Annotated in this window: 1 pseudogene; it reads left to right on the top strand. The window is 68.9% G+C overall.

What is annotated here, in order from left to right:
* Window positions 1-267, top strand: a pseudogene (locus tag SB822_RS57670) (LuxR family transcriptional regulator); the annotation flags it as partial.

Below are 267 nucleotides of genomic sequence, written 5' to 3'. Positions count from 1 at the left end.
CTGGCTGCGTCGGTGGCATGGGTTGCGTTGCGCTCGACGCGCCCGTGGCGCGCCGCGCTGACCGATGAGGCGGCCGCACACGTGCTGCAAGACGAGGCTGCCAATGGCCGGCTATGCCGCGAGGTGGTAGACGCGCTGGTGGCGGAACGGGTCCCCGTCGCAAGGCGCGCGGCAAGAAGTGTGTTACATGGTCCGCGTCTGTCTGCGCGAGAGATCGACGTCCTGCGTGCGATCTCGCGAGGTGCGAGCAACAAGCAAGCCGCCCAG

The sequence above is a fragment of the Paraburkholderia sp. SIMBA_054 genome, assembly GCF_046534875.1.
Classification (GTDB): domain Bacteria; phylum Pseudomonadota; class Gammaproteobacteria; order Burkholderiales; family Burkholderiaceae; genus Paraburkholderia; species Paraburkholderia hospita.
This window is presented reverse-complemented; position numbering and strand designations above follow the sequence as displayed.